General features: G+C 73.1%; 18 protein-coding genes. 14 read left to right on the forward strand and 4 right to left on the reverse strand.

Annotation, left to right across the window (positions count from 1 at the left end):
- Positions 1 to 379 precede the first annotated feature (379 nt).
- Positions 380 to 586 carry a hypothetical protein gene (locus AB0G16_RS23560; protein WP_362808648.1) on the forward strand — a complete coding sequence of 69 codons (207 nt, stop codon included), beginning with the start codon at positions 380 to 382 and terminating at the stop codon, positions 584 to 586.
- Between the two features lie 461 nt (positions 587 to 1047).
- Here AB0G16_RS23560 and AB0G16_RS23565 read toward each other — a convergent pair whose 3' ends face one another.
- A complete protein-coding gene (locus AB0G16_RS23565) occupies positions 1048 to 2193 on the reverse strand; it encodes an acetyl-CoA C-acetyltransferase (protein WP_362808651.1) in 1146 nt (381 codons plus the stop codon).
- A 169-nt stretch (positions 2194 to 2362) separates the two neighbouring features.
- The gene (locus AB0G16_RS23570; RefSeq protein ID WP_362808654.1) at positions 2363 to 2737 is read right to left on the reverse strand and encodes a helix-turn-helix domain-containing protein; all 375 of its coding nucleotides are present in this window, start codon (positions 2735 to 2737) and stop codon (positions 2363 to 2365) included.
- A gap of 61 nt (positions 2738 to 2798) precedes the next feature.
- Here AB0G16_RS23570 and AB0G16_RS23575 point away from each other — a divergent pair, with 61 nt between their 5' ends.
- Complete coding sequence (locus tag AB0G16_RS23575) at positions 2799 to 3686, forward strand: NAD(P)-binding domain-containing protein (protein ID WP_362808658.1); 888 nt, start codon at positions 2799 to 2801, stop codon at positions 3684 to 3686.
- Positions 3687 to 3786: 100 nt separating this feature from the next.
- Here AB0G16_RS23575 and AB0G16_RS23580 read toward each other — a convergent pair whose 3' ends face one another.
- Both AB0G16_RS23580 and AB0G16_RS23585 read right to left on the reverse strand, forming a co-directional pair.
- The gene (locus AB0G16_RS23580; RefSeq protein ID WP_362808661.1) at positions 3787 to 4644 is read right to left on the reverse strand and encodes a class F sortase; all 858 of its coding nucleotides are present in this window, start codon (positions 4642 to 4644) and stop codon (positions 3787 to 3789) included.
- 13 nt (positions 4645 to 4657) lie between these two features.
- Positions 4658 to 5599 carry a hypothetical protein gene (locus AB0G16_RS23585; RefSeq protein WP_362808664.1) on the reverse strand — a complete coding sequence of 314 codons (942 nt, stop codon included), beginning with the start codon at positions 5597 to 5599 and terminating at the stop codon, positions 4658 to 4660.
- A gap of 492 nt (positions 5600 to 6091) precedes the next feature.
- Between AB0G16_RS23585 and AB0G16_RS23590 the strand changes: the two genes are divergently transcribed.
- From AB0G16_RS23590 to AB0G16_RS23645, 12 genes are all read left to right on the forward strand, one after another.
- Positions 6092 to 7105 carry a sugar phosphate isomerase/epimerase family protein gene (locus AB0G16_RS23590; RefSeq protein WP_362808667.1) on the forward strand — a complete coding sequence of 338 codons (1014 nt, stop codon included), beginning with the start codon at positions 6092 to 6094 and terminating at the stop codon, positions 7103 to 7105.
- A 306-nt stretch (positions 7106 to 7411) separates the two neighbouring features.
- Positions 7412 to 8299, forward strand: coding sequence for a transketolase (locus tag AB0G16_RS23595; RefSeq protein WP_362808671.1), 888 nt, complete (start codon positions 7412 to 7414; stop codon positions 8297 to 8299).
- Positions 8296 to 9249: a transketolase C-terminal domain-containing protein gene (locus AB0G16_RS23600; protein WP_362808673.1), complete on the forward strand. Its 954-nt coding sequence runs from the start codon at positions 8296 to 8298 to the stop codon at positions 9247 to 9249. The genes AB0G16_RS23595 and AB0G16_RS23600 overlap by 4 nt, the downstream gene beginning before the upstream one ends.
- A complete protein-coding gene (locus AB0G16_RS23605) occupies positions 9242 to 10981 on the forward strand; it encodes an FGGY family carbohydrate kinase (RefSeq protein ID WP_362808676.1) in 1740 nt (579 codons plus the stop codon). Before AB0G16_RS23600 ends, AB0G16_RS23605 begins: the two co-directional genes overlap by 8 nt.
- Positions 10978 to 11652 (forward strand): DUF2291 domain-containing protein, encoded by a 675-nt coding sequence (locus tag AB0G16_RS23610; RefSeq protein WP_362808679.1) that lies wholly within the window; start codon positions 10978 to 10980, stop codon positions 11650 to 11652. The genes AB0G16_RS23605 and AB0G16_RS23610 overlap by 4 nt, the downstream gene beginning before the upstream one ends.
- Positions 11649 to 13196 carry a sugar ABC transporter ATP-binding protein gene (locus AB0G16_RS23615; RefSeq protein ID WP_362808682.1) on the forward strand — a complete coding sequence of 516 codons (1548 nt, stop codon included), beginning with the start codon at positions 11649 to 11651 and terminating at the stop codon, positions 13194 to 13196. The genes AB0G16_RS23610 and AB0G16_RS23615 overlap by 4 nt, the downstream gene beginning before the upstream one ends.
- Positions 13193 to 14305, forward strand: coding sequence for an ABC transporter permease (locus AB0G16_RS23620; protein ID WP_362808685.1), 1113 nt, complete (start codon positions 13193 to 13195; stop codon positions 14303 to 14305). Before AB0G16_RS23615 ends, AB0G16_RS23620 begins: the two co-directional genes overlap by 4 nt.
- Before the next feature lie 202 nt (positions 14306 to 14507).
- Entirely contained in the window at positions 14508 to 15545 is a 1038-nt protein-coding gene (locus tag AB0G16_RS23625; RefSeq protein ID WP_362808688.1) for a D-ribose ABC transporter substrate-binding protein, read from the forward strand.
- 331 nt (positions 15546 to 15876) lie between these two features.
- On the forward strand, positions 15877 to 16875 hold the full coding sequence (locus tag AB0G16_RS23630) for a sugar-binding transcriptional regulator (RefSeq protein ID WP_362808691.1): 999 nt from the start codon (positions 15877 to 15879) through the stop codon (positions 16873 to 16875).
- 221 nt (positions 16876 to 17096) lie between these two features.
- Positions 17097 to 17687, forward strand: a complete 591-nt coding sequence (locus AB0G16_RS23635) for a 2Fe-2S iron-sulfur cluster-binding protein (protein WP_362808694.1) — start codon at positions 17097 to 17099, stop codon at positions 17685 to 17687.
- Positions 17684 to 18742: a xanthine dehydrogenase family protein subunit M gene (locus AB0G16_RS23640; RefSeq protein WP_362808697.1), complete on the forward strand. Its 1059-nt coding sequence runs from the start codon at positions 17684 to 17686 to the stop codon at positions 18740 to 18742. The genes AB0G16_RS23635 and AB0G16_RS23640 overlap by 4 nt, the downstream gene beginning before the upstream one ends.
- A complete protein-coding gene (locus AB0G16_RS23645; RefSeq protein WP_362808700.1) occupies positions 18739 to 20868 on the forward strand; it encodes a xanthine dehydrogenase family protein molybdopterin-binding subunit in 2130 nt (709 codons plus the stop codon). The genes AB0G16_RS23640 and AB0G16_RS23645 overlap by 4 nt, the downstream gene beginning before the upstream one ends.
- Positions 20869 to 20905: the final 37 nt, after the last annotated feature.

Genomic DNA, 20905 nt, shown 5'->3' on the forward strand with positions numbered 1-20905 from the left:
GAGGGTGCCGACGGTGAGGGTGCCGACGGTGAGGGTGCCGACGGTGAGGGTGCCGACGGTGAGGGTGCCGGTGGTGGAGGGGCCTCCGTCCACGCCCCGGACGCGCCCCGGACGCGCCCCGGACGCGCCCTGGTCGCACCCCGGACGCACCCCGGACGCGCCCTGGTCGCACCCCGGTCGCGCCCCGCCGGAAAACGGCTTGCACGCCTCCACGGGGGCGGCGTAACCTCGTTCACATGTGGATCAACTCCTAAGAGCCGGCGTCGATCAGCCTTCGCTGATCCGCCCGCACTCAGCCATCAGGCCCGTCCGTTCCGACGCGGCAGCTGAGTCTCCGACCGGGATCTCACCGCGTCGCCACATGCCTCAAGGAGTCCATATGCGAATCCATGCCGCCCAGAAGCGAAACGGCGGATCCAGGACCGCCAGAACCACCAAGACCGTCAAGCCCGAGGGGCCCTTCGCGCCGCGGACACCGCTGCCCGAGCGCGCCCTGCCCGCGTCACCCCGGCAGATGCCGATGCCTCCCATGCCGACCAGGCCCACCCGGCAGCCGCGCCGCATCCCGGGCAAGGGCGGTCGCTGATCGGTGAGGTCCGGCTCCTTGGGTGAGTTCCCGCCCGGGAGCTCACGGAAGGTGCGGCCCGAGCCCCGGCCCGGGGTGTGTACCCGAGCCGCGTGACCGCCCGCGGAGCGGGAGGGTTCCTCCTGACGAAGGCCCCGGCCCCGGACTTCCGGGACCGGGGCCTTCGGCCTCACCGGGTCTTCCTCCCACGCCTCACGGGGTTCTCCCGAGACCTCGGCAGGCCCCGCGGTACGAGGCCCGCGAGGCCCGCGAGGCGCCGAGCCCCGCCGGACCTCGTGCGATCTCACGAGGCACGACGCCTCACAGGCCTCACGATGCCTCACGATGCCTCACGATGCCTCACGATGCCTCACGATGCCTGACAGCGCCTCACGATGCTCACAGCGCCTCACGATGCCTCACAGCGCCTCATGACGCCTCGGCCGTTCCTCGCGACCGCCGCGCGCCCGCGGGCAACCGGTCTACAGACGCTCGATGATCGTGACGTTGGCCTGGCCGCCGCCCTCGCACATCGTCTGCAGCCCGTACCGGCCGCCGGTCCGCTCCAGCTCGTGCAGGAGCTTGGTCATCAGGATCGCGCCGGTGCCGCCCAGCGGGTGGCCCAGGGCGATCGCGCCGCCGTTGGGGTTGACCTTGGCCGGGTCGGCGCCCAGGTCGTTGATCCACGCCAGCGGGACCGGGGCGAACGCCTCGTTGATCTCGACGACGTCGATGTCGTCGATGGAGAGGTTCGCCCTCTTGAGGGCCTTCTGTGTCGCCGGGATCGGCGCGGTCAGCATGTAGACCGGGTCGTCACCGAGGAGGGCGAGGGTGACGATGCGCGCCCTGGGGGTCAGGTTGTGGTCGCGGACCGCCTGCTCGGAGGCGATCAGGAGCGCTCCCGAACCGTCGGAGATCTGCGAGGAGGTGGCGGCCGTGATCTGGCCGCCCTCCTTCAGGGTCTTCAGCGTCGCCATCTTCTCCAGCGTGCTGTCCGGGCGGGGGCCCTCGTCGTCCTCGACGCCGTTGATCGGGGCGATCTGGTCCTTGAAGTAGCCGTTCGCGATGGCCTTGGCCGCCCGCTGGTGGCTCTCGTAGGCGAACCTCTCCAGCTCGTCGCGCTTGAGGTTCCACTTCTCGCACATGAGCTCGGCGCCGCGGAACTGGGAGATCTCCTGCTTGCCGTAGCGCTCCACCCACTTCTCGCCGAAGGGGAAGGGCATGCCCTTCTCCAGGGCGGCGGTGATGCTCGACCCCATGGGGACGATGCTCATCGACTCCACCCCGGCCGCCACGACCAGGTCCTGGGTGCCCGAGAGCACTCCCTGGGCCGCGAAGTGGATCGACTGCTGGGAGGAGCCGCACTGGCGGTCGATGGTGACGCCGGCGACGCTCTCCGGCAGGCCCGCCGACAGCCAGGCGTTACGCGCGATGTCCATGCTCTGCGGGCCGAACTGCATGACACAGCCCATGATCACGTCCTCGACCGCGGCCGGGTCGACACCCGTGCGCTCGACGAGCGCACCGAGCGTGTGCGCGGCCAGATCGGTGGGGTGGACGGTGGACAGACCGCCCTTCTTCTTGCCGACCGGGGTGCGGACCGCCCCGACGATGTACGCCTCTGCCACAGTGCCTCCTGCGTGTGGAACCGAGCTGCCTGCGAAACCGAGCAATGTTCGGTCAGTAGGAGATTACAACAGAACTTTCGTCCACGCCTTCCCAGGGCCGGTTCCGACGACGGAGCCGCCCGGGGTCACGCACCCTGAGGTGGGCACCCACCTTCAGGTGCGTACTTGATCAGATCGGCGACAGCGGCGAGCCTGGTTCAGGCGCGCCACGCACCCCGACCCGTATCCGTTCCTCCTCCAGGTGCCGCCTGCCCCAGACGTCCAGGAGTTCAAGGGCCTCCAGAAGCGCGAGGCCCTTGGCGGTCAGCGAGTACTCGACTCTCGGCGGCGACTCGTCGTAGACCTCGCGGTGGACGATCCCGTCCCCCTCGAGCTCGCGCAGTTGCTCCGTGAGCACCTTCTCGCTGATGCCCGGCATCAGCCGTCTGGTCTCGCCGAATCGGCGGGGCCCTTCGGCGAGCGTCCACAGGATGAACGTCTTCCACTTGCCCTGGACGACGTCGACCGCGGCGCCGACCCCGCAGACGTGCGACCCGTCGGCCATGTCCACCCACCTTCCGACCGATTCACCGACCGTCTCCCCATCTCTCGAACCGGAGCATCCGATGAGCCATTCCCCCGTCCCTCCCCCGGTGACCGTCCTCGGCCTCGGCCCGATGGGTCAGGCCCTGGCCGCGGCCTTCCTGGGGGCCGGGCACCCCACCACCGTCTGGAACCGTACGGCGGGCAAGGCCGCGGACCTGGTCGTCCGGGGCGCCGTCCTCGCCGGCACGGCGGCCGAGGCGGTCGCCGCGAGCCCCCTCGTCGTGGTCTGCGTGCTGGACCACGACGCCGTCCACGCAATCCTCGGTCCCGCGGCGGGCGAGCTGGCGGGCCGCACCCTGGTGAACCTCACCGCCGTCGCGCCCGACCGCGCCCGCGCCACCGCGGCCTGGGCCGCCGATCTCGGCGCCGACTACCTGGACGGTGCGATCATGGTTCCCACGACACTGATCGGCGGCCCCTCGTCCCTCGTGCTGTACAGCGGCCCCGGGTCCGTGTACGAGAGGCATCGGCCGGCGCTGGCGTGCCTGGGCGGCACGGCCGTCCATCTCGGCGCCGACCCGGGCCGGGCCGCCGCTCACGACGTGGCGCTGCTGGACCTCTTCTGGAGCACGATGAGCGGCATCGTGCACGCCTTCGCCCTGGCCTCCGCGGAGGACATCTCCGCCTCGGATCTCGCCCCGTACTCCAAGGGGATCGTCTCCCTGCTCCCCGACATCATCGACGAATTCGCCGACAAGATCGACAGGGGTGACCACTCGCCGGACGGCTCCGACCTCCTCTCGGCCGCGACCGCGATGGAGCACATCATCCACACCGCGCGCGGGCACGGCCTCGACACCGGCGTGCTGACCGCCGCCCACGCCGTCGCCCGGCGGGCGGTCGACGCGGGCCGGGGTTCGAGCAGTTTCGCGCTTCTCGCCGAGACGATCGGGGGGCGACCGGCGTGACCGGCCCCGCCGCCCCCGGGCCGCCGTCGCCTCCCGGCGCTTCCGGCGCCTCCCGCGCCTCCCGGCCGTCGGCGCCCGCCGGCCCCGGGACTTCCGGCCCTCAGGCCGTCCGGGTGCTCGTCATGGTCGCGTAGGCGATGACGTTGTCGGTGTAGTGACCGGTCGCGCGGTCGTAGACGCCGCCGCAGGTGATCAGGTGCAACTGCGGGTTGGGCGTCTTCCCGTACACCCGCTCGGTGGGGAAGACCGACTTCTCCGCCTGCTCCAGCCCGCCGACCGTGTAGACGGCGATGATGCCGTCCTTGCGGTGCACCTCGATGACGTCGCCGTTGCGGATCTCGTCGAGGCGGCTGAACACCGCGCTCCCCGAGCGGGTGTCCTTGTGCCCGAGCATGATCGCGGGACCGGCCTCACCGGGCGTGGGTCCCGAGCGGTACCAGCCGACCAGGTTCGGGTTGCCGACCGGTGGCACCTCGATCGCGCCCTTGCGGTCCAGCCCGACGGATCTGACGGGCGCGTCGACGCCGAGCTTGGGGATGACCAGGCGTACCGGTGACGAGGGCTGCATGGGCGGTGCCGCCGGCAGGGACGGGGCGGGGGGCGGCACGGTCGGGGGCGCGCTGAAGTACGGGTTGGCCGGCGCCCCGGCCGCCGCGTTGCGGGGCGGCAGCGTGGTGCGCTGGTCGGCCAGGCCGTACTCCCCGGGCGAGGCCAGCATGTAGAGCAGGCCCACCAGGACCGTGACCACCCCGGCGATCCCCGCCAGGATGAGCACCGACCGCATCACCCGGCCACCGTCGTCGACGGGCGGCTCCGGGTGCGGCCACTCCCCGTACGGCGGGCCGTAGTGCTGTGCGCCCGGCGGGTGCGGCGGGTAGGGCTGCGCCACCGGCCCGTACCGGGGCACGTGCGGCGAGGGGTGTCCGGGCGGCCATCCTTCCGGCGGAGGCGTGCTCATCCGGCCGTCCCGATCAGCCGCGGCCGGTGGTGCGGCGCCGGAGCACCAGCCCCCCGGCTCCGGCGAGCGCCACCATCAGGGCGCCGGTGAACATGATCATGCGGGCGTCCGGCCCGGCGTCCCCGCCGCCGCCGGTCGAGGCGGCGCCCTCGGGGGTCTCCTCGATCTGCTCCTCGGCGGTCCTGGTCACCTTGACGGTGACCGTCGGCGTGACGCGGGCGGACCGGGAGGGACTGGCGCTCGGCGAGGGACTGACGCTGGCGCTGGGGGAGGGACTGACGCTGGCGCTGGGGGACGGGCTGGTGCTGGCGCTCGGGGAGGCGGTGGTGCCGAGCGTCGTCTTGACCGTGACCTTCAGCGCCGCCGCGGTCGCCTGCGCCAGGTCCGTGACCTCACAGCTGAACAGCTCGGGGTCGGGTGTGGTGCCGGCCCCGGTCGCGGGCCTCAGGATCAGGTCGAAGCCCGCGGGCTGGAAGGCGACGACGCCGGTGGCGCTGGGCGTCACCGTGACGGCCAGCGGGGGCGGGGTCACGACCTGGCCCACCGTGATCACCGCGGCGGGCGCGGTGGCGGTGACCGCGGTGACCGCGGAGGGAACCGCCGGGACCGCGGTGGGAACGCTGTTGATCTGCAGGTCCGCCTCGATCACGAGCCGGTCGGTCGCCGGGACGGGCACGGGGGCCACGAAGGTGGCGCCGGCGGGCGGGCCGATCTTCCAGGTCGCCGCGAGCGGCGATCCGGTCACCGCCTCGGTCGGGCCGGTGAGGTCCATCTGGAAGACGACCGAGATGGCGGCGCCACCCGCGGTTCCCATGGGGTCGCAGGTGTAGGTGACGGGTTTGGGAACCGCGTAGATCGAGGCGAGCGCGGGGAACGCACCGAAGATGCCTGCGCCGACCGTTGCGACCACGGCCGTCTTGACCGCGATGCGCCGCCGCGTCCTGGACTTCAGCACGGTCTCTCCTCGTTCCGGATGGTCACCGGCTCGCACCGGCGGGGGACTTACGACTCTCGGTCAAGGTTCGGCATAGATCCTACGAACACAGACCCTGCCATGCGAGCACACCGTCTAAACGGACACAAATTAACGCTCGTCTCATACCAAACCACAAGGTACATGGACGAAGCATCGAAAGACGGCACAAAAGCAGTCTTCACCGGCAACCGATACATGTGACGGCGGTGTTTCGCCGGTGGTCGGCGCAGGGCTCCCCGACCGGCGGCACGGACGTCGGCCCCAGGGCGGCCGGGGGGCGCCCGCACCCGGGACGCTCAGGGAAAAACCCGGTCAAGGGCGGCAACGCCGCAGGTGGGAGGCCCCCACCCCGGACGCCCTGCGGGCACGGCGGAACGCGCCCGGTCGCCGGGGCACGGTCTGCGGCCTCCCATGAACATTGCCGAAAGATTTCATTGACAGGGACGGGACGCCGATCCTAACGTCATGGTTATGTCTAGTCACTCACGCATAGATATTCACGAGCCGACGTTCGGCGCAGGTATCTGGCACTTCGGGCGGTACGTGGACCGGTACGCCACCGACGGCTACGGCCCGCCGGTCAGCACGCTGGAGGCGATCGACCTGGCCGGGCAGGTGGGTGACCTGTCGGTGGTGGACCTGACGTTCCCCTTCGACCCGCCCGACCTCCCCCTGGAGGAGGTGAAGGCGGCCCTGGAGCGCAACGGCCTGCGGGCGATCGCGGTCACGCCGGAGATCTACACCAGGCGTTTCGTCCGCGGCGCGTTCACCAACCCCGACGCCGAGGTGCGCCGCCAGGCGGTCGAGCTGGTCTCCCGGGGCGCCGAGGCGGCCCGGGAGCTGGGGTGTGACTACGTGAAGCTCTGGCCCGGCCAGGACGGGTGGGACTACCCCTTCCAGGCCGACCACTCCGAGCTGTGGCGCTTCTCCCTGGACGCCGTGCGCGAGCTGGCCACGGCCTTCCCCGACCTGCGTTTCGCGATCGAGTACAAGCCGCGCGAGCCGCGCAACAGCATGGTCTTCTCCTCGGCGGCCAAGACGCTGCTGGGCATCGAGGAGATCGGCCTCCCCAACGTCGGCGTCCTGCTGGACTTCGGCCACTCCCTCTACGGCGGCGAGTCCCCCGCGGACGCGGCGCGGCTGGCGATCTCACGCGGGCGCCTGTTCGCCATCGACGTCAACGACAACCACCGGGGCTGGGACGACGACATGATCGTCGGCTCGGTCCACCTGACCGAGACCTTCGAGTTCTTCTACGCGCTGCGCGACGCGGGCTGGGACGGCGTCTGGCAGCTCGACCAGTTCCCGTTCAGGGAGGACTCGGTGGAAGCCGCCCGAGCGGGTATACGAGTCATGAAGAACATCCATCGTGCCCTCGACCTGGTGGACCGCGAGGCCCTCGCCGCCGCGCAGAGGGCGCAGGACGCCCTGGCCGCGCAGCGCATCGTCCAGCGGGCGCTGCTGAGCTCCCTCACCGAACGGTGACGCCCCCGTCCCACCGTCCCCCCGGCGCCGTTCCCGGGGTCCCGGCCGGGGTCCTCCCCCTCGCCCCCGGCCGGGGCCTCCACCCCCGGCCTCCGCGGGAACCCACCTCCCCCGGGCTCCCGCGGAAGTCCCGGGCCCTCCCCCGAGCCCTTCCCCCGGCCCTCCTCCGGTCCGTCCGCGAGCCCCGCCCCGGGCTCTCCCCCGGCGGACGGGCGACGGGCCGCCGTCACGGGGACAGCACCGACAACAGCAAGAACGCCGAGAACAGCAAGAACGCCGAGAACCACGTCGAGGGAAGGAAGCGCCATGTTGCCGGCTGACCCGCCGCGTCTCACCGAGTACCGGGAGGTCTCCGGGCGGATCCGCGCGGGCCGTCCCGAGGACGCCGTCGCCGAGCTGGAACGCGTCTCCGCCGACGTGCGCCGCAGCATCGTCCGGATGATCTCCCGCGCCGGGCTGGGCCACATCGGCGGCGACCTGTCGGTCACCGACATCCTGGTGGCCTGCTTCTACGGGGTGCTGTCGGTGGACCCCGAGCGCCCCCGCTGGGAGGGGCGCGATCGGTTCGTCCTCAGCAAGGGGCACTGCGCGGCGGCCCTGTACTCGACCCTGGCGCACTGCGGCTTCTTCCCGACGGCCGAGCTGGAGACCTTCATGGCCCCGCTGTCGGCCCTCAACGGACACCCCAACAAGATCAAGGTGCCCGGCGTGGAGACGAACACCGGGGCGCTCGGGCACGGGTTCCCGGTCGCCACCGGCTGCGCGCTCGGCGCCGAGCTGGACGGGGCCCCCTGGCGGACCGTGGTGGTGCTGGGCGACGGCGAGCTCCAGGAGGGCAGCAACTGGGAGGCGGCGATGACCGCGTCCCACTACGGGCTGTCGTCGCTGACGGCCGTGATCGACCGCAACCGGCTCCAGCAGGGCGCGGGTACCGAGGAGACCAAGACGCTGGAGCCGCTCGCCGACAAATGGCGCAGCTTCGGCTGGGAGGTCCGCGAGGTGGACGGCCACGACCACCTCGCGCTGCTGGGTGCCCTGGAACGTTCCACGAGCGGCAAGCCGGTCGTGGTGATCGCGAACACCATCAAGGGGAAGGGCGTGTCGTTCATGGAGGACCGGGTGGAGTGGCATCACAAGGTGCCCGATGCCGAGCAGGTCGAGGCCGCCCTCGCCGAGCTGGAGCCGGTCCGATGACCGTCACCGACCGGCGGCCCGTCTTCGACTCGCGCCAGGCGTTCGCCGAGGAGCTGATCGCGCTCGCCCGCACCGACGAGCGGATCGTCGCGGTGTGCAACGACTCCGTCGGGTCGAGCAACCTGGTGGGCTTCCGCCGGGAGTTCCCCCGCCGGCTGGTGAACGTCGGCATCGCCGAGCAGGACCTGGTCGGCGTCGCGGCGGGGCTGGCCAACGCGGGCAAGATCCCCTTCGTCTGCGCGGCGGCCCCGTTCCTGACCGGCCGCGCCCTGGAGCAGATCAAGGCGGACGTCGCCTACAGCGAGACGCACGTCGTGCTCTGCGGCCAGAGCCCCGGCATGGCCTACGGCGAGCTCGGCCCCACCCACCACTCCATCGAGGACCTGTCCTGGACGCGGGCGGTGGCCGGCCTGGACGTGGTCGTACCGGCCGATCCCGCGCAGACCCGCGCCGCCGTGCGCTGGGCCGCCGCCTCCGGCAGGCCCTCCTACCTGCGCATCCCCCGTTTCAAGGTGCCCGGGGTGACCCCCGACGACGCCCCCTTCGAACGCGGCCGGTCGGTCCCGCTGCGCGACGGCGACGACGTCACGGTGATCGCCGTCGGCTCGCTCGTCTCGCGGGCGCTGGAGGCCGCCGAGCGGCTCCAGGGCGAGGGCCTGTCGGTACGTGTGATCAACATGCCCTTCCTGTCCCCGCTGGACGAGGAGGCCGTGGTGGCCGCCGCCCGGGAGACCCGGGGCATCGTCACCGCCGAGGAGGCCACCGTCAGCGGGGGCCTCGGCGCGGCCGTCGCCTCGGTCGTGGTGACCCGCCACCCCTGTCCGATGAGGATCCTCGGCGTGCCCGGGGTCTTCGCCCCCACCGGGGACACCTCGTTCCTGCTCGACCACTTCGGGCTCTCCGCCGACGGTGTCGCCACCGCCGTGCGCGAACTGCTGGGACATGGCTAGCACCGGCCCGCTCGTCCTGGCCGTCGACCAGGGGACGGGCTCCACCAAGGCGCTGCTCGTCGACCGCGACGGCCGTGTCGTCTCCCGCGGGTCGGCTCCGGTCTCCGAGAGCCAGCCCCGCCCGGGATGGGTGGAACAGTCGGCCGAGGAGATCTGGGAGAGCGTGCGCCGGGCCGTCGCGGACTGCGTCGACCCCTCGCTCGCCTCCGGGGTGGTCGGGGTCGGCCTCAGCAACCAGCGCGAGTCCCTGGTGCTCTGGGAGCGCCGCACCGGGCGCCCGGTCGGCCCCCTGATCAGCTGGCAGGACCAGCGCACGGCCGCGCGGGGCCGCGCGCTGGCCGCCACCGGCGCGGGCCCGGCGGTGCGCGCGGCCAGCGGGATGCCGCTGGATCCGATGTTCTCCGCGCTCAAGGCCCGCTGGCTCCTCGACACCCACGACCCGGACCGCCGTCGCTGCCTGGCGGGCGAGCTCTGCCTGGGCACGGTCGACTCCTGGTTGCTGAACCGCCTGGGCGGCGGCCCCGCCCCGCGGCGCGGCGGCCTCGCGGGCCGAGGTCCCGGAGGTCCCGGAGGTCCCGGAGGTCCCGGAGGTCCCGGAGACCTCGGGAACGACACGGCGGACGGCACGGCGGAGGGCGCGCACCTCGTGGAGGTCGGCAACGCCTCCCGTACCCAGCTCATGAACCTGGCGACCCGGCGGTGGGACCCCTTCCTGCTCGACCTGTTCGGCGTGCCCCGCGAGGTGCTGCCGCGGATCGTCCCCTCCCACGGTCCCTTCCCCGCGGTCCGCGGCCTGGCGCCGCTCCCTGACGGGGTGCCCGTGCTGGCCGTGATGGGCGACTCGCACGCCGCGATGTTCGCGCACGGCGGGTGGCGGCCCGGCGTGGTGAAGGCCACCTACGGGACCGGCTCGTCGGTGATGGCCGTCGGCGAGTGCGACGACGCCCCCGGCCTGTGCCGCAGCGTCGCCTGGGACGTGACCGGGCCGGTGCTCGCGGTGGAGGGCAACGTCCGCGCGACCGGCCGTACCCTCGGCTGGCTCGCCGACCTCTTCGGCACGACCACCGAGGCCCTTCTCGGCGAGGCCGCCGAGACGTCGCTGGGCGTCCACCTGGTGCCCGCCTTCGGCGGGCTGGGCGCCCCCTGGTGGGAGCCCGACGCGGTCGCGGTGCTGACCGGCCTGACCCTGGGCGCCGGTCGCGGCCACCTGGTGACCGCCGCCCTGGAGGCGGTGGCCTTCCAGGTCGAGGACGTCATCGCCGCGGTCGAGCGGGCCACCGGCCCGGTGCGGGTGCTGCTGGCCGACGGCGGCCTGACCCGCAGCGACCGGATGATGCGGCTCCAGGCCGACATCGGCGGCCGTACGGTCTCGCGCTCCGGCGAGCACGACCTGTCCGCGCTCGGCGTGGCCGACGCGGCGGGACTGGTGGCCGGTCTGTGGAGCCCGGCCGACCTGGAGGCCCGCCCCCGGCGGGCGGACGACTTCCACCCGGCCGCCGACCCGCCGGACCGGACCGCCCGGCGCGCCGCCTGGCACGAGGCGGTCGGACGATCCCGGCCCCGCGCCGGCGCGGCCGTCCCCGCACCCCAGGACCGCACGCCACCCCCCGACCGCACGCCACCCCCCGACCGAACGGCACCCCCGGACCGCACGCCACCGCCGAGGAGCCGTACGGACCACGACACGGATCACCAGGCGAGCGACGGCCTGGCCGAGAGGAGCGGCGCATGAGCACGCCGGCCACAACGCAGGCGAACGACGGGCGGGCACCCCGCCGGCGGATCCCGGCGAGCTGGATCGCCGCCGCCCTGGCCGTGCTCCTGCTCGCCGCCATCGGGTTCAGCACGCAGTACCGCTCGACGGAGTCGGCCGCGGCCTCGGGCCCCAAGCGGTTCGACCCCGCCGCGTTCGGCGCGCAGAACTACGAGAGCAAGGTCGTTCCCGCCATCGAGAAGAAGGCCGTCGAGCTTCCCGTCCTGGTGAAGGCTCTGGCCGACGACAAGGACGCGGCCGGCGCGGAGTTCGGCACCCGCCAGGGCACCGGCCCCTACAGCTTCGCGGTCAAGGGCACCGGCGAGGCCGGGACGGTGAAGTCCGGGCTGCTGCCGGTGACCGTACCGGGCCTGCCGGAGGGCACCCGGGTGTCGCTGCAGACCGGCCCCGCCATCAACGGCACGGCACTGCGGGACGCGGCCGGATACATCACCTTCGGGCAGTTCCTCAACCAGGTGGAGTACGCCGACGCCGCCACCGCGCTGAACAACGAGATGCGGCAGAAGCTGCTCGCGACCCTGGACGCGCCGAGCCTGGCCGGCAAGAGGATCACCTTCACCGGCGCCTTCAGCCTGCTCAGCCCTTCCGTGGTGACCATCACCCCGGTCGCGATCGAGGAGGCGTCGTGACGACCTCGGCCGGCCCGATCCTGCGCGCCCGCGACGTCACCAAGGTGTACGGAGGCACACACGCGCTCAAGGGCGTCGACTTCGAGGTCGCCGCCGGCCGGGTGACCGCGCTGTTCGGTGAGAACGGGGCCGGCAAGTCCACGCTGATGAAGATCCTCTCCGGGATCGAGTACCCCACCACGGGACACGTCGAGCTGGACGGGCGGCCCGTCGAGCTCCTCTCCCCCCGCAGCGCCGCCGACCAGGGCATATCGATCATCCACCAGGAGCTCAACCTCTGCCCCAACCTGAGCATCCAGGACAACCTCTTCCTGGCCCGCGAGATCCGCGCCGGCTTCGGCGCGATCGACCGCGCCTCCCAGCGGGCCACCACCGTGGCGATCCTGCGCAGCCTGGAGGAGGACCTGGACCCCGACCGGCCGGTCGGGGACCTGAGGCTGGGCCAGCAGCAGGTCGTGGAGATCGCGCGGGCGCTCCTCCAGGAGGCCCGGGTACTGATCATGGACGAGCCCACCTCGGCGCTCACCGCCCCCGAGGTCGAGGTCCTGTTCCGGGTCATCCGGGAGCTGACCGCGAACGGGGTCGCGGTCGTCTACATCTCCCACCACCTGGACGAGGCACTGGAGATCGCCGACGACGTGGTGGTGCTGCGCGACGGGCGGCGGGTCGCCACCGCCGACGCCGGGGCCGTCGACATCCGGTGGATCGTGGAGCAGATGGTCGGCCGCGACCAGGACGCCCTGTTCCCGCACCGCGTCCCGGTCATCGGCGAGGAACTGCTGACGCTGCGCGGGCTCACCGTGGCCGACCCCGCCAACCCCGACCGCCTGGCGGTCGACTCGCTGTCGCTGAGCGTCCGCGAGGGCGAGATCGTGGGCGTCTACGGCCTGATGGGCTCGGGCCGCACCGAGCTGCTGGAGGCGCTCGCGGGCCGGATCCCGGCGCAGTCGGGGGAGGTCCTGCTCTCCGGCGCCGCGCTGGAGAGCTCGGGCATCCGCGACCGCATCGACCGGGGCGTGGTGCTGGTCCCCGAGGACCGTCAGCGCGACGGCCTGGTCCAGACGATGTCGGTCGGGCAGAACCTCTCCCTGGCGGGGCTGAGCCGGTTCGTCCGGCGGTTGTTCGTCTCCGCGGACCGCGAGCGGGACGCGGTGAACCGCATGATCTCCGACGTCACCGTCAAGACGGACGGCGCCGGGGCGTCCATCGGCTCGCTGAGCGGCGGCAACCAGCAGAAGGTGGTCATCGGCAAGGCGCTGCTGACCGGCCCGCGGGTGCTGCTGCTGGACGAGCCCTCGCGCGGCGTCGACGTCGGCGCCAAGGCGGACATCTTCGAGCTCATGGCGGCCCAGGCCCGGCGCGGACTGGCCGTCCTGTTCACCACCTCGGACGCCGAGGAGGCGCTGCACATCCCCGACCGGCTGCTGGTGCTCGCCCGCGGGGTCGTCGCCGGCGAGTTCCGGCGCGGCGAGACAACCCGGGAGGAACTCATGAGTGTGTCGGACGGTGCCGCCGTCGACGCGGCCGAGGAGGACGCCACGTGAGCTCGCAGAGAACCAGCCCCGCCCTGCCGGCCCCGGACGAGCCCACGCCGGCGAAGGTGGCGGCCGAGGCCCGCCGCCTGTCGCTGCTGAACGCCGTGTTCGAGCTGCGGGCGTTCATCGCGCTCGCGGTCCTGATCGTGGTCTTCGGACTGCTGTCGGACTCGTTCCTCACCGTGCCGAACCTCATCACGATGACCAAGCACGTCGCCATCAACGCGGTGATCGCGCTCGGCATGCTGCTGGTCATCCTCAAGGGCGGCATCGACCTTTCGGTCGGCTCGATCGTCGGGTTGTCCGGCGTCGTCGCCGGCGAACTGCTCGGAGGCCTGCACCTCGGGTTCGTCGACATGCTGGCCTACCCGCCGGTGTGGGGAGTGATCATCCTCTGTGTCGCGGTCGGCATGCTCGTCGGCCTGGTGAACGGCGTTCTCGTCACCCGCTTCAAGGTGGCCCCGTTCATCGCCACGCTCGGCATGCTCTACGTGGCGCGGGGGCTCGCCCTGCTGATCTCCGGCGGCACGACCTACCCCAACCTCGCCGGTTCCCCCCAGCTCGGCAACACCGGCTTCGACCTGCTGGGCAGCGGGCGTCCGCTCGGCCTGCCCACGTCGATCTGGATCATGATCGTCCTCGCCGTCGTCGTGACGCTGGTGCTCGTCAAGACCCCGTTCGGGCGGTGGCTGTACGCCACGGGCGGCAACGAGCGGGCCGCCGAGCTCTCCGGCGTCCCGATCAACCGGGTCAAGACGGCCGTCTACGTGATCTCCGGCGCCTGCGCCGCGATCGCGGGCCTGATCATCGCCTCGGAGCTCACCTCGGCCGCGCCGCAGGCCGGTGAGACCTACGAGCTCAACGCGATCGCCGCGGTCGTCATCGGCGGCGCCGCGCTGAGCGGGGGGCGCGGCACCGTGCGGGGCACGCTCGTCGGCGCCTTCGTGATCGGCTTCCTCGCCGACGGCCTGGTGATCCTGGGCGTGTCGACGTTCTGGCAGATCCTCATCAAGGGAGCCGTGATCATCCTCGCGGTGATGCTGGACCAGGGCCAGCAGCGGTTCCAGCGGCGCGGCGCCGCGGTCTCGGCGGTGGTGGCCAGCAAACAACCCGACTGATCGCCACACCGCGCCCCACGGGGCCCGCACGGCCCGCGCGGCCCGCACGGCCCGCACCGGGCGACGGACTTCCCCTCCGCCGAACGACCGGGCCCTGACCCGGACCCACCGGACCTCGCGGAACACGACCGGGCGACCGCCCCCGCGGCGGTCACCTCTCACCCTCGCCCACACACCGTTCACCACTTCCCGGAGGTCGGAGATGTCCGTTCCCATCGTTGGTTCCATCCGCAGGCGGGGCCTCGGCCTCGCGCTCTCGCTCCTCGCCGGCACCTCGCTGCTGGCGGCGTGCGGGGGCGGCGCCGAGACCTCGGCGCAGAGCGCGCCCACCGCGCAGACCAGCCAGGCGGCGAGCCCGTCCGGCGGCGGCGAGGCGGGCGGGCTGATCGCCATCATCACCCCGTCGCCGGACAACCCCTTCTTCAAGGCCGAGGCCGACGCGGCCAGGGTCAAGGCGGAGGAGCTCGGTTACGAGACGTCGGTCGCCTCGCACGACGACGACCCCAACAAGCAGAGCGAGCTGGTCGACGCGGCCATCTCCAGGAAGGCCAAGGCCATCGTCCTGGACAACGCCGGCGCCGACGCCTCGATCGGCCCGGTCAGGAAGGCCGCGCAGAGCGGCATCCCGGTCTTCCTGATCGACCGGGAGATCAACGCGACCGGCGTGGCCAAGGCCCAGATCGTCTCCAACAACTCCCAGGGCGCCCAGCTGGCCGCCCAGTCGTTCGTGGAGGCCATGAAGGAGAAGGGCAACTACGTCGAGCTGGTCGGCAAGGAGTCCGACACCAACGCCAGCGTGCGCTCCAAGGGGTACGCCGACGTGATCTCCCAGTACCCGGACCTGAAGTCGGTGGCCAAGGAGAGCGCCAACTGGGACCAGCAGGAGGCCTTCTCCAAGATGGAGACCATCATCCAGAAGAACCGTGACATCCAGGGCGTCATCGCGGGCAACGACACGATGGCCCTCGGCGCGGTGGCGGCGCTCAAGGCCGCCGGGATCCTCGACAAGGTGGTGGTCGTCGGCTTCGACGGCAGCCCGGACGCCATCGCCGCCATCAAGGCGGGCCAGATGCACGCGACCGCCCTCCAGCCGGCCGCGCTGGCCGCGGAGAGCGCCGTGGAGCAGGCCGACAAGCTGATCAGGACCGGCTCCACCGGGGCGGAGGAGAAGCAGTCCATCGACTGCGAGCTGGTCACCAAGGAGAACGCCGACGAGTTCGGGGTCTTCGGCAGGAAGTGACCGCCCGCCGGGCCCCGCGGCCGCCGACGCGGACGCGGGTCCCGGCCGTACGCGGGTCCCGGCCGGGGAACCCGGCCCGTCCGTCCGTCCCGGGCGCCTGGGCGGGAGAACCGGGCCGGGCGCACGCAAGGATGTTCCGGTCACGGCTCCCGTTCCGGGCCCACCGGGCATGGGCGGACCCGAGCCGGTACGCTGAGTGGCCGGTCGCCGGGGGAGAACGTCCGGCCGCATCCCGGCCCCCCTCCACCGGCCACGCCACCGGTACGTGCCGTCACCGCCACCGCGCGGGCCGGCGCGGAGCCGGTGCCACGATCTGACGAGGAGGCGGTGCATGGTCGTCCCCGAGCTGGGGCGGGTCCACCGTTCCGGCCGTGCCGTGGCCGTCGACCACCTGCGCCTGCTGGCGCGGGTCGCGCGGATGTACCACGAGCAGGGCATGCGGCAGCCCGAGATCGCCGCGGCGCTGAGCATCTCGCAGCCGCGCGTCTCCCGCCTCCTCAAGGAGGCCATCACCCGCGGCATCGTCCGTACCGTCGTGGTGCTCCCCGAGGGGGTGCACACCGAGCTGGAGGAGGAGCTCCAGAGCCGCTACGGGCTGCGGGACGCGGTGGTGGTCGACACCGGCGGCGCCCGGGGCGACGTGATCCCGGCGCTGGGCTCGGCCGCCGCGGCCTACTTCGACACCACCTTCAGGAGCGGCGACGTCATCGGCATCTCCTCCTGGAGCGAGACGCTGCTGGCCGCCGTCGAGCGCATGCACCCCAAGGGCACCCAGGTCGCCGACCGCGTCATGCAGGTCGTCGGGGGGGTCGGCAGTCCCGAGGCGCAGGTCCACGCCACCCGGCTGATCAGCCGCCTGGCCGGCGTCACCCGGGCCCGGCCTGTCTTCGTCCCGTCCGCGGGGGTCGTCGGGACGCCGGTGGTCCGCGACGCGCTGCTGCAGGACGCGGCGGTCGTCGAGGTGATGGCGCAGTGGCGGGAGCTGACCGTCGTCCTGGTCGGCATCGGCAGCCTGGAGCCGTCCCCGCTCCTGCTGCGGAGCGGCAACGCCGTGGGTCACGCCGACCAGGAGGAGCTGCGCTCGCTGGGCGCCGTCGGCGACGTGTGCCTGCACTTCTTCGACGCCCGGGGCGACGTGGTCGACTCGGCCTTCGACCGGCGGGTCGTCGGGATAGACGTCGAAACGTTCCGCGCCGTGGAGCGCCGGGTCGCCGTCGCCGGGGGCGAGCGGAAGTACTCCGCGATCAAGGCGGCCCTCCGGGGCGGGTGGATCAACGTGCTGATCACGGACGTGGACGTGACCGAGCGCCTGCTCGCCGACCCCGCCTGACCGCCTCGCCCCCTGCCCTCTCGCCCCCGGGGGTGCGCGAGGGGCGGATCCGCGCGTCGTGACCCCGCGCGCCGTACCGCCGCCCTCCCGCCCCGCCGTGACCCCGCGCGCCGTACCGCCGCCCGCCCGTCACGATCTTCATGCCGTACGATCCGCCGCCTTTGGGAATCTTTCACCCGTGACGGGGACGGCCCCCACCGCGAGCCGGGCAGATGAACGTCATGGCAGACGAAGCGTTCGTCAGCGATGTCACGCTGCACGTCAACGGCGTTGACCGTTCGCTCTCCCTGGACAACCGGGTGACCCTCCTCGACGCCCTGCGCGAGCACCTGGGCCTGACCGGGACGAAGAAGGGGTGCGACCACGGGCAGTGCGGGGCGTGCACGGTCCTGCTGGACGACCGGCGGGTGAACAGCTGCCTGACGCTCGCGGTGGCGGTCACCGGACGCCGGATCGTCACCATCGAGGGGGTCGCCGCCCTGTCCGGCGACGGCGGCCTGCACCCGGTGCAGCAGGCGTTCCTCGACCACGAGGGCCTGCAGTGCGGCTACTGCACGCCGGGCCAGGTCTGCTCGGCGCTCGGCGCCCTCGCCGAGGCAGAGCGGGGCTGGCCGAGTCACGTCACCGAGGACGTCGCGGCCGGTGTCGCCTCCCGTCACGCCCTGGACGCCGAGGAGGTGCGCGAGCGGATGAGCGGGAACCTGTGCCGGTGCGGAGCCTACGCCGGGATCGTCGAAGCCGTGCTGGAGGCGGCCGGCCGGCGGGATCCGGGGCCGCTGCCCGGCGGCGGGAACCCCGGGGATGCGTCGTGAGGCCCTTCGCCTACGAGCGCGCCACCGACCCCGCCGCCGCGGCCGCCACCGCCCGCGGCGGCGCGGTCTTCCTGGCCGGCGGCACCAACCTGGTGGACCTGATGAAGCTCGGCGTGGCCCGGCCGGCGGCGCTGGTGGACGTCACCGGGCTGCCCTACGACCGGATCGAGCACCGGCCCGACGGGAGCGTGCTGATCGGCGCGCTGGTACGCAACAGCGACCTCGCCGGGGACCGGGGTGTCCGCGAGCGCTTCCCCGCGCTGGCCCAGGCGCTGCTGTCCGGGGCGTCGGGACAGCTCAGGTCGATGGCCACCACCGGCGGCAACCTGCTGCAGCGCACGCGCTGCCTGTACTTCCAGGACGTCACCAAGCCGTGCAACAAGCGCGATCCCGGCACGGGCTGCCCGGCGATCCACGGCGCCCACCGGGATCTGGCGGTGATCGGCACCTCCGACGCCTGCGTGGCCACCCAGCCCTCCGACATGGCGGTGGCGATGGCCGCCCTCGACGCCGTGGTGCACCTGCGGCCCGCCGCCGGGGGCGGGCGGAAGGTACCGCTCGACGACTTCCACCTGCTGCCCGGTGACACCCCGGAGCGCGAGACCGTGCTGGAACCGGGTGAGCTGATCACCGGTGTCGAGCTGCCGCCGCCCCCGCCCGGAGCGGTCATGCGGTACCGCAAGGTCCGCGACCGCTGGTCCTACGCGTTCGCGCTGGTCTCGGTCGCCGCGGTGGCCGTGGCCGGGAGCGACGGATCGCTGCGGGAGATCCGGCTGGCCCTCGGCGGGGTGGCCCCTCGGCCGTGGCGGGCCCGGGAGGCCGAGCGGGCGCTGACCGGCCGCGTGCCGACCCGGGAGCGGCTGACCGCGGCGGCGGAGGCGGAGTTCGCGACGGCGCGCCCCCTGCCCGGGAACGAGTTCAAGATCGGGCTCGCCCGCGACCTGATCGCGGCGGTCGTCCTCGATCTCATGGGCGGGGACCGGGCGGCGGGTTCGAACGGTTCGAACGGTTCGAACGGGCCGGTTGCGGGCCCCGGCGGAGGAGGACGGGGATGACGACGCTCGAAAGGGTGGTCGGCGGGGCGCCGGCCAGGATCGAGGGACACGACAAGGTCACCGGCGCGGTCCGCTACGCCTACGAGTACCCCGTCCCGGACGCCGCCTACGTCTGGCCGGTGCAGTCCACCGTCGCCCGGGGCCGGGTCCGCTCGGTCGACGCCGGCGCGGCGCGGGCGCTGCCGGGGGTCGTCGCCGTACTGGACAGCGGCAACGCTCCCCGGCTCCGCCCGGGGCGGAGCGAGGATCTGCGCATCCTGCAGTCGGCCGACGTGGCGTACCGGGGGCAGATCGTCGCGGCCGTGGTCGCCGACACCCTGGAGGGGGCCCGCGAGGCGGCGTCGGCGGTGAGGGTGGAGTACGACGAGGAGGACCACGACGTCGTCCTCGACCCGGAGAACCCGGCGGTCTACTCTCCCGAGAAGGTGAACGCCGGCCTGCCCGGTACCCTCGATCGCGGCGAGGTCGAGCAGGCCCTGGCGCGGGCGCCGGTCGGCGTCGACGCCGTCTACACCACCCCGGCCGAGCACACCGCCCCGATGGAACCGCACGCCACGATCGCGGTCTGGGAGGGCGAGACGCTGACCCTGTACAACTCCGACCAGGCGCCCTGGATGTCGGCGACGACGGTCTCGGAGCTGTTCGGCCTTCCCGTGAGCGCGGTGAGCGTCGTCGCCGACCACGTGGGCGGCGGTTTCGGATCGAAGGCCGGCCCGCGCGCCCCGGCCGTGCTGGCGGCGCTGGCCGCCCGCGCCGTGGGCCGCCCGGTCAAGGTGGCGATGACCAGGCAGCAGATGTTCCCGCTGGTCACCTACCGGACCCCCACGACGCAGCGGGTACGGCTGGGGGCGCGACCGGACGGGCGGCTCACCGCGCTCTGGCACGACGCGCTCCAGCAGAGCTCGAAGCTCACCGAGTACACCGAGCAGACGGTCGCGGCCAGCCGCATCATGTACGCCGCGCCCGCGAGCCGTACCGCCCATCGGCTGCTCCGGCTGGACGTGCCGACCCCCTCGTGGATGCGGGCGCCCGGTGAGGCGCCGGGGATGTTCGCCCTGGAGTCGGCGATGGACGAGCTGGCGTACGCCCTGGGGATGGATCCGATCGAGCTGCGGATCGTCAACGAGCCGGAGACGGACCCCGAGTCGGGGCTCGCCTTCAGCAGCCGCAACCTGGTGGCCTGCCTGCGGGAGGGGGCCGCGCGCTTCGGCTGGGACGGCCGCGACCCGGCCCCCGGGATCCGCCGCGACGGCCGGCGGCTGACCGGGACCGGTGTGGCCGCGTCGACCTACCCCGTCTTCATCAGCCCGTCCACCGCGACCGCCCGCGCCGAGCCGGCGGGCGGGTTCGTCGTCGAGGTCGCCGCGGCCGACATCGGCACCGGGGCCCGCACCGCGCTGACCCAGATCGCCGCCGACGAGCTCGGCGTGCCGATGGAACGGGTCACGGTACGGGTGGGCCGCAGCGCCTTCGGCGCCGCGCCGCCCGCCGGCGGGTCCATGGGCACCTCCTCGTGGGGGTGGGCGGTGAGCAAGGCGTGCCGCGCGCTGACGGCGGAACTCGCGGAGCTCGACGGCCGGTCGGGGGCGGTCCCCGCGGACGGGCTGGAGGCGCGGGCGGACACCACCGAGGACGTCCGGGCCTCCAAGCCGCTCTCGCGCCACGCGTTCGGGGCGCAGTTCGCCGAGGTCACGGTGGACGCCGACAGCGGGCAGGTCCGCGTCGAGCGATTGCTGGGGGTCTTCGCGTGCGGCCGGATCGTCAACGTCAGGACGGCGCGCTCGCAGTTCCTCGGCGGGATGACGATGGGGGTCTCCATGGCCCTGCACGAGTCCCTGGAGGTGGACCCCGAGTTCGGGGACTTCGTCAACCACGACCTCGCCTCCTACCACATCGCGACGAACGCCGACGTGCGCGGCGTGGAGGCGTACTGGATCGACGAGGACGACGGCGAGCTCAACCCGGTCGGCACCAAGGGCATCGGCGAGGTGGGGATCGTCGGCGCCGCCGCGGCGATCGCCAACGCCGTCTTCCACGCCACCGGTTCCCGCCTGCGCGACCTGCCGATCACCCCCGATCGGGTACGGGCGGCCGTGCACGGTGGCCGGCACGGGGCGCGAGCATAGGGTACGAAGGGCCGGCCGATCCGAACGACCATCCGGA

Source organism: Streptosporangium sp. NPDC023615 (assembly GCF_040640155.1).
Lineage (GTDB): Bacteria > Actinomycetota > Actinomycetes > Streptosporangiales > Streptosporangiaceae > Streptosporangium.